The 8,354-nt window shown below is 70.2% G+C and carries 8 protein-coding genes; 2 read left to right on the top strand and 6 right to left on the bottom strand.

From position 1 onward, the window contains the following. The 4 genes from H7U20_RS13180 to H7U20_RS13165 form a co-directional block, all read right to left on the bottom strand. The coding region (locus H7U20_RS13180; RefSeq protein ID WP_199759608.1) for a response regulator at positions 1-396 on the bottom strand (396 nt) is incomplete at its 3' end. A gap of 69 nt (positions 397-465) precedes the next feature. Continuing rightward, the gene (locus H7U20_RS13175; protein ID WP_199759607.1) at positions 466-1,818 is read right to left on the bottom strand and encodes a hybrid sensor histidine kinase/response regulator; all 1,353 of its coding nucleotides are present in this window, start codon (positions 1,816-1,818) and stop codon (positions 466-468) included. Positions 1,819-1,948: 130 nt separating this feature from the next. Next, a complete protein-coding gene (locus H7U20_RS13170) occupies positions 1,949-2,692 on the bottom strand; it encodes a 2OG-Fe dioxygenase family protein (protein WP_199759606.1) in 744 nt (247 codons plus the stop codon). A gap of 110 nt (positions 2,693-2,802) precedes the next feature. Beyond that, entirely contained in the window at positions 2,803-3,285 is a 483-nt protein-coding gene (locus H7U20_RS13165; protein ID WP_199759612.1) for a MarR family winged helix-turn-helix transcriptional regulator, read from the bottom strand. Between the two features lie 179 nt (positions 3,286-3,464). On the opposite strand from H7U20_RS13165, the gene H7U20_RS13160 reads away from it, so the two are divergent. Further along, entirely contained in the window at positions 3,465-4,562 is a 1,098-nt protein-coding gene (locus tag H7U20_RS13160) for an HD-GYP domain-containing protein (RefSeq protein WP_199759605.1), read from the top strand. A 10-nt stretch (positions 4,563-4,572) separates the two neighbouring features. After that, positions 4,573-6,477 carry a CHASE domain-containing protein gene (locus H7U20_RS13155; protein ID WP_233410735.1) on the top strand — a complete coding sequence of 635 codons (1,905 nt, stop codon included), beginning with the start codon at positions 4,573-4,575 and terminating at the stop codon, positions 6,475-6,477. Between the two features lie 126 nt (positions 6,478-6,603). Here the strand turns inward: H7U20_RS13155 and H7U20_RS13150 are convergent, their stop codons facing one another. Further along, positions 6,604-7,431, bottom strand: a complete 828-nt coding sequence (locus tag H7U20_RS13150; protein WP_199759604.1) for a sugar phosphate isomerase/epimerase family protein — start codon at positions 7,429-7,431, stop codon at positions 6,604-6,606. 7 nt (positions 7,432-7,438) lie between these two features. Further along, the gene (locus H7U20_RS13145) at positions 7,439-8,278 is read right to left on the bottom strand and encodes a phytanoyl-CoA dioxygenase family protein (RefSeq protein WP_199759603.1); all 840 of its coding nucleotides are present in this window, start codon (positions 8,276-8,278) and stop codon (positions 7,439-7,441) included. Positions 8,279-8,354 lie beyond the last annotated feature (76 nt).

Below are 8,354 nucleotides of genomic sequence, written 5' to 3'. Positions count from 1 at the left end.
CGCCGCGCCCGGCAGCGCCACGCGCAGCGCCGGTGGCAGGTAGGCCTGCAGCGTCGCCAGCAGCGACTCCGGTTCGTCGGACTTGCTCAGGTTGCCGTTGAAGCCGGCGCTGTGCAGCGCCTCGCGCTGCTCGCCGGGCGGCAGCGCGCTGGCCACCAGCACCGGAATGGCGCGCGTGGCCGGGTCGGCGCGCAGCGCGCGCAGCACGCCGTAACCGTCCAGCCCGGGCAGTTGCAGGTCGCACAGGATCAGGTCGGGCAGCTCGGCGCGCGCCAGCGCCAGGCCCTGCTCGCCGTCGGCCGCCGCCAGCGCCTGGTGGCCGAAGGCCGTCAGCAGGTAGACCATCAGATCGCGATTGGCCTGATTGTCCTCGATGATCAGGATGCGTGCCGCCATTTGCTCCTCCGTCCCGCCGTCGCGCCGGCGTGCATGTTCGCTTGCTGCCTGACTGCCCGCCGCCGTGGCCTAATGGCGGCTCTTGAGGGTCAGCGTGAAGGTGCTGCCGTGGCCGAAGTCGCTGCGGAAGAACAGGGTGCCGCCGATCAGGTTGGCCAGGTTCTGGCACAGGTACAGGCCCAGGCCGGCGCCCTCGACATGGCGGGTCGACGTCGAGTCGAGCTGGGAGAAGGCCTGGAACAGCTTGGCCTGGTCCTCCTCGCGGATGCCGGCGCCGCTGTCGGTGACGGCGAACTCGGTGAGCAGCTGGCCGTCGTCGCGGCGCTGGCTCAGGCTCAGGCGCACCGCGCCGCGCTCGGTGAACTTGATGGCGTTGTTGGCCAGGTTGATCAGGATCTGCGTCAGCGCGCGGCGGTCGGTGTCGACGGTGATCGCTTGCGCCGCCAGCTCGACCTCCAGCGCCAGGCCCTTCTGCGCCGCCAGCGGGCGCAGCGAGTCGACCACGGCGGCGACCATCTCCTGGCACTGCACCGGCTCGACCAGCAGGGTCACCTTGCCGGCCTCGATGCGGGCCACGTCGAGGATGTCGTTGATCAGCGAGAGCAGGTGGCGGGCGCTGGTGCGGATGGTGTTGAGCTGCTTGTCCTGCTCGCCGGTGAGCGGGCCGGGCAGCTTCATCAGCAGCGCGCCGGTGAAGCCGATGATGGCGTTGAGCGGGGTGCGCAGCTCGTGCGACATGTTGGCGATGAAGGCCGACTTCATCCGGCTGGCCTCGGCCAGCTCCAGGTTCTTCAGGGCGATCTCGCGGTTGATGGTTTCGAGCTCGCCGGCGTGGTGGGCCAGCCGCATGTTCAACTCGATCACCTGGCGCTCGCGCGCCTGCAGCTCGCTGTTGACCTGCACCGCCTGCTCGTAGGTGGAGATCAGCAGGTCGAGGATTTGCTGGCGCTCGGCGTTGATGAAGTGCTTCTGCTCGCCCAGCACCAGGGCGATGCCGACCTCCATGTTCTGGCCGCGCCTGAGCTTCTGGTTCATCAGCATGTGGCCGATGCGGTTGAGCAGGTACTCCTCGGCGTAGGGCTTGCGGATGAAGTTGTCGGCGCCGCACTCGATGCCGCGGATGATGTCCTTCGGGTCGTTGAGCGAGGTCACCAGGATCACCGGGATGTCGCGCAGCCCGGCGTCGGCCTTGATGGCGCGGCACAGCTCGTAGCCGTCCATCTCCGGCATGACGATGTCCGACAGCACCAGATGCGGTTTGCGCGCGCGTATCGCTTCGAGCGCCAGGCGGCCGTTGCCGGCGACCCGGGCGCCGTAGCGCATCGATTGGATCAACCGGCGCAGGCGCTCGGCCTGGGTCGGGCTGTCCTCGACGATGAGGATCTCGATTTCGTCGGGTTGGATGTCGTAACTGCTGTCCACGGGCCGTCTCCTGGAAAGCCGGCGGGTCGCGGCCGCGTGCCGCAGAACCCCCCCGCGTCTTGCTCGATGAGTCATGTGACTATAGCGGATTTGCCCGCTCGCGGGTGGCTTTTCCGTTGCCGTGTGGATTCTAGTTCTGACCCTGGAAGGCGCCGGCGCGGTAGGTCAGCACCAGCGTGTCGCGGTGGCCGTGCCGGCCCAGCGGCTGGATCGGGGTCGACTCGTGGATCACGCTGGCGTCGTCGAGCAGCAACAGGCTCCACGGCTCGGTCAGGGTGAAGCGCTTGCCGTTCGGCCCGGCCGCCTCGAAGATGCGCGTCTCGCCGCCCTTGATCTGGTGGCGCCCGACCAGCAGCACGGCGACGAAGTCGACGCCGTCGCGGTGGGCGCCCTCCGGCGTGGGCCGGCCGATGCCGTCGGTGGTGTCGATGCGGAACTGGTGCGCCTCGATGTACCAGGGGTGGGCGGCGCCGCCGCGCGCCGCCGTGCACAGCGCGCCGACGGCGCCGATCAGCGCGCCCCAGGCGGGCCGCGCCACGGTCTCGGCCAGCACCGGCTCGAACAGCCGGTTCATGCCGCCGTGCAGGGCGTTGTATTCGAGCGGCTGCCAGTGGCTGCGGTGCGCCACCTGGCGCGGCGCGGCGCCGTCGTCCTGGACGAAGCAGGAGTGGCGGCGGCGCCGGTAACGGCCGCCGTCCTTCAGGTAGTTGTCCGGCGCCAGCTGGTCCCAGCTGGCCTCCAGCTCGGCCAAGGCGGCGAGCGGGCAGCCGGCCAGCGCGGCCACGTCCTGCGGGCGCAGCAGCGCGTAACCGTCGCCGCGCAGGGCCGCGCTGACGTGCTCGGGGGAGGTGAAGATCGGTGCGGAAGTGCTCATCGTGGCCGGGGGCTGTAAGTGGTCCGGCTATTTTACGACGCGCCGGGCATCTTTGCCGAGGCCGCCGCGCGGCCGGCGCATGGCGGCGCGGCGCCGGCGCGGCGGCGCCGTCAGAGCGCCTGGCTCAGGCTGGAGCGCAGCGCGTTGAGCTCCTCGCGCAGGGCGACCACCTGCGGCAGGCTGCACTTGGTGGCGCCGATGATCGCCTCGGGCAGCTTGGCCGCCTCGGCGCGCATGGCGCCGCCCTGCGCGGTCAGCGAGATGATCACCTGGCGCTCGTCGCTGGCGGCGCGGGTGCGGGTGATCAGTTCGGCCAGCTCCATGCGCTTGAGCAGCGGGGTCAGCGTGGCCGAGTCGAGGAACAGGCGCTCGCCGACCTCGGAGACGGTCAGGCCGTCGCGCTCCCACAGCACCATCATCACCAGGTACTGCGAATAGGTCAGGCCCAGCTGGCGCAGCAGCTTGCGGTACAGCTTGCTCATCGCCAGCGAGGTGGAATACAGCGCGAAGCACAGTTGGCCGTCGAGCTGGGGCACCTGGCGCAGCGGGTTGGCGGCGTCGGCCGGGCTGGCGGCGTCGGCGGCGGGCGCCATGGCGCGCCCTGGGGCGACGCGGTGGATGGGGGGCAGGGGATTCACGGGGTTCATGTCCGAAGTATAGGTAGTGCGCTATTGAGTTGCAAGCTATTTCCGTGAAAAATGTTCCTCGGGCAAGAACGCTCGGGTATGATGACCACTGGAAACTCGCACCGCACCGCCCGGAGAAGTCGTTTATGAATCCCCCCAGCAAGGCCTTGATTCTGCTCGTCGACCCGCTGCCCGAGCAGCTGGTCCGGCTCGGCGCGCTGTTGCAGGAGCGCTACGAAGTCAGGCTGGTCGAGCAGGCCGCCGACGCCCTGCGCATCGCCGGCCAGCTGCCGCGGCCCGACCTGGTGCTGCTCGACGCCGGCCCGGCCGGGCACGCCGCCGCCGCCCTGTGCCGGCAACTCAAGGCCAACCCGGACACCGCCGCCATCCCGCTGCTGCTGTTGCATGCGGCGGGCCAGGAGGAGGCCGAACGCGCCAGCTTCGCCGCCGGCGCCGCCGACGTGATCCGCCGCCCGTTGCTGGCCGAGACGCTGCTGGCGCGGGTCGCCGCCCAGCTCGAACTGGCCCAGGCGCGCCGCCTGCTGCGCCACCAGGGCAGCTTGCTCGAACACCTGGTCGAGGAGCGCACCCGCGAGCTCGGCCAGACCCTCGACGCGGTGGTCTGGGCCATGGCCTCGCTGGCCGAGACGCGCGACTACGAGACGGCCAACCACATCCGCCGCGTGCAGCACTATGTCGCCGCGCTGGCGCGCCAGCTGCAGCCGCAGCGCCGCTTCGCCGAGGAGCTCAGCGACGCCAACATCACGCTGCTGTACAAGGCCGCGCCGCTGCACGACATCGGCAAGGTGGCCATCCCCGACGCCATCCTGCTCAAGCCGGGCCGCCTCAACGACGAGGAGTTCGCCATCATGAAGCTGCACACCGTGTATGGCCGCGACGCCATCGCCGGCGTCGAGCGGCACCTCGGCCACAGCAACACCTTCCTGCGCTACGCCCGCGAGATCGCCTATTCGCACCAGGAGAAGTTCGACGGCTCGGGCTATCCGCAGGGCCTGGCCGGCGACGCCATCCCCGTCGCGGCGCGGCTGATGGCGGTGGCCGACGTCTACGACGCGCTGATCTCCAAGCGCGTCTACAAGCCGGCCTTCACCCACGAGACGGCGCTCGAACTGATCCGCCAGGGCAGCGGCGAGCACTTCGACCCCGACGTGGTCGACGCCATGTTGACCGTGGAGGAGCAATTCATGGCCATCGCGGCGCGCTTCGCCGACCCGGTCCACTAGGCGGCGCGGCATGGCGCACGCTGTCGTCCCCCAAGGCCAGCGCGCGCCGGCCATGCGCGCCTACGGCTACCTGGCCTTCATCGTCGGCCTGTGCCTGACGGTCTGGGTCTGCCTGTACGTGGCCGACGCGCAGCAGCAGCAGATCGGCCTGCGCTTCCAGCGCGACTGCGACAAGGTGCAGCGCGACACCGAGGTGCGCCTGCAGACCTATTTCGATATGCTGCTCAGCATCAAGGGCATGTACGCGCTGGACGACCGCATCGAGCGCGGCCAGTTCCTGCGCTTCATCGGCCAGCTCAATGTGGTCGAGCGCTATCCCGGTTTCCAGGCGATCCAGTTTGTCCGCCGCGTGCCGCAGGCCGGCCTGGCCGATTTCGTCGCGGCGGTGCGGCGGGACCGCAGCGACGGCGGCGCCGGTTATCCGCAGTTCCGCGTCCATCCGGTCAGCGCGCGCGAGGAGCACTACGTCATCGAATACACCGAGCCGCTGAAGGGCAACGAGAACGCCTTCGGCCTCGACCTGGCGGCGCTGGCGCCGCACCTGCAGGCGCTCGAACTGGGCCGCGACAGCGGCAACATCGTCGCCACCGAGCGCATCACGCTGGTGCAGGACGCCAGCGGCCAGCCCGGCTTCGTCGCCCGCGCGCCGATCTACCGCAACGGCATGCCGCTGCGCACGCTCGAACAGCGCCGCGCCGCGCTGGTCGGCTTCGTCGCCATCGTCTTCCGCGTCAACACGCTGATGCGCGAGGTGATCGACCCGGCGCTGCTGCAGCACCTGCGGGTCAGCGTCAACGACGCCGGCTATCTGCGCGACGGCGGCGCCAAGCCGGCCAGCGTGGACAACCTGATGTTCGACAGCGCCGGGCCGCTGGGCGCGGCGGCGCCGCCGCAGGCCGTGCCCGGCGTGAGCGCGCAGGGCGATCTGCGCATGGGCGAGCGGCGCTGGGTGCTGAAATTCGAGGGCCGCCCCGGCAGCCGTTACAGCCGCGATCCGGCCGCCGTCGGCCTGATCGCCGTGGCCGGTCTCATCATCAGCACCTTGATCGCCGCCCTGCTGGTGGCCTGGCAGCGCCGGCTGGAGCTGAGCGGGCAACTGGGCCTGGCGCTGGAGGAGCAGCGCGGCCTGCAGGAGAGCCTGATCACGGCCGAGAAAATGGCCTCGCTGGGCGCGCTGGTGGCCGGCATCGCCCACGAGCTCAACACGCCGATCGGCAACAGCCTGTTGACCGCCACGGCGCTGAGCGACATGACCGGCGATTTCGAGCGCAAGCTGGGCGGCGAGGGCGGCGTCAAGCGTTCGGTGCTGCAGGCCCACTTGGCCGACGTGCGCCAGGCCTGCGCCATCATGGCCGGCTCGCTGGCGCGCGCGGCCGAACTGATCATGTCGTTCAAGCAGGTGGCGGTCGACCAGGCCAGCGGCCAGCGGCGCCGTTTCCGCCTCGACGAGCTGTTGCACGACACCTTGGCCACCTACGCGGTGCAGCTGCGCCGCGCCAATTGCACGGTGCGGCAGGAGGTGGCGCAGGATCTGCAGTTCGATTCGTATCCGGGCAGCCTGGGGCAGGTGCTCAGCAACCTGCTCAACAACGCGCTGCTGCACGGCTTCGAGGGGCGCGACAGCGGCGTCATCACGATCGGCGCGCGGCGCGAGGGCGAGAGCATGGTGCGCCTGGTGCTGCGCGACGACGGCCGTGGCATGGCGCCGGCCACGCTGCGCCGCATCTTCGATCCCTTCTTCACCACCAAGATGGGGCAGGGCGGTTCAGGGCTGGGCATGAACATCGTCTACAACATCGTCACCGCCGTGTTGAAGGGGAAGATCGCCATCGAGTCGGCGCCGGGCGAGGGCACCAGCGTGGTGCTGACCTTGCCGCTGGATTTGCCGGCGGCGGCCGGGCCGACAACGCAGTGAGGCGGCGGCGCCCGCAACCCCAACACTACCCAACCGCGTGGAGCCGGGGTCGGACCCGCGGCGCCAAGGCGGGGAGTCCGACCCCGGATTCACGTTCTTGGGGTTGGCATGCGCCGCCGGCGGTGCTCAGGCGCGGTTGCGGCCGTAGCGGGCGCGCAGCAACTGCAGCATCGCCACGTTCAGCTCCCAGGCGTTGGACACCTCCTGGCCGCTGTAGGGCAGCGTCTGGGTGTAGGGCACCGGGCCGAACTCCGGCGTCAGGGTGATCTGTCTGGCGCCGGCGGCGTGGCGCAGCGCCACCACCTCGTCCCACCATTGCAGGTGGCGCGCCAGCGCCTGCTGCGCCTCGGGCGCGCGGAAGTCGGCCACCTGCGGCCCCTGCGGATGGCCGACGCGGGCGTGGATGTGGCCGACGCGCGGCAGCACCGCCGCCAGCGTCTCCGGCTGCTCCTCCAGCAGCGACTCGCAGGCGCAGCACCAGTGCGACAGGTCGGCCGTCAGGCGCAGCCCGGGCAACTGCTCCAGATAGGGCAGCAGCAGCATCGGGTGGCCGCTGAAGCGGCTGCGGTGGATCTCGTGCAGCACCGGCACACCGTACTGCGCGCCGATGGCGTCGGCCAGCTCGATCAGCGCGCGGTTCTGCGCCGGCGTGAAATAGTCCTTGCCGGTGTGCGAATTGACCAGCAGCGGACGCGCCGAGCAGGCGTTGTGCAGCAGTTCGCCCAGCGCGCCGTGCTGCGCCTCGAAACCGGGGTGGAACACCGTCTCCCACTGCTGGGCGATCAGGCCCAGGCCGGCGTCGGCGATGCGCTGCAACCAGTCGGCGCGCGCCACCGGCTCCTGCGGCAGCGACATCTCGATGCCGTCGAAACCGGCCTCCAGCACGCGCTCGATGAAAGCTTGCGGCGCCAGTTCGTTGCTGCCCCAGTGCGGGGCGAAGATCAGGATTTCCATGGCGGCCTTAGATGAAACCGCGCGCCGGGAAGGCGGCGTCGCGCTGGATCCAGTTGCGCGGCGAGTAGGTGGTGGCGCCGTCGGTGGCGTGCAGCGTGTAGGCGTGGCGCGAGACCGGCGAGCGGTTCGGCGCGCTGTAGTGCGGCAGCAGGCCGTGGAAGCAGACCAGGCTGCCGGCCTTGCATTCGAGCGGCACGGCGCCGCCGTCGTCCGGCCAGGGTGTGCTGTCGAGCTTTTCGACCGACACCTGGTCGCCGTGGCGCACGAAGCGTTCGCGCATCGGGCCGCGATGGCCGCCCGGCTCGGCCCACAGGCAGCCGTTGTCCAGGGTGGCGTCCTCCAGTGCGAACCAGAAGGTGGTGACGCTGACCGGCGTGGTCTCGAAGTAGGTGGCGTCCTGGTGCCAGCGCACCTCGCCGCCGATGCCGGGCTGTTTGAAGATGTACATCGACTGCCACACCCGGGCGTCGCGCAGGCCCAGATCGCGCGCCACGGCGGCCAGCCGGGCGTCGGCCGAGAAGGCGCGGAACACCGGGTCGAGGTCGTGCATGGCGTGGCCGATCTTGTTGATCGACAGGGATTTGTCCTGCTTCAGCTGGCCGTCCGGGCCGAAGGCCTCCTCCTCGAAGAAGCAGCGGATGCTGTTGTCGGAGCCGAGGAAGTAGTCGTCGGTGCGCTTCTCCTGCTCGCGCGTGGTGAAGATGCCGGCCGCCTCGGTTGGATCGAATTCATTGACAATCTGCGCGGCGCGTTGGCGCAGCAGGGCGATTTCGTCGAGGTTCTTAAAACCGGGCAGCACCAGGTAGCCGTCGCGTTGATAGTCTTGTTTTTGTTGGTCGGTCAGCATGGCGGCTCCAGTGGGGTGAGGTCGAGAAAACCCGACGGCGTGGATCTGGGGTCGGACCCCTCGGGGTCCGACCCCG

This window comes from Rugamonas violacea (genome assembly GCF_016461825.1).
Taxonomy (GTDB): Bacteria; Pseudomonadota; Gammaproteobacteria; order Burkholderiales; family Burkholderiaceae_D; genus Rugamonas.
This window is presented reverse-complemented; position numbering and strand designations above follow the sequence as displayed.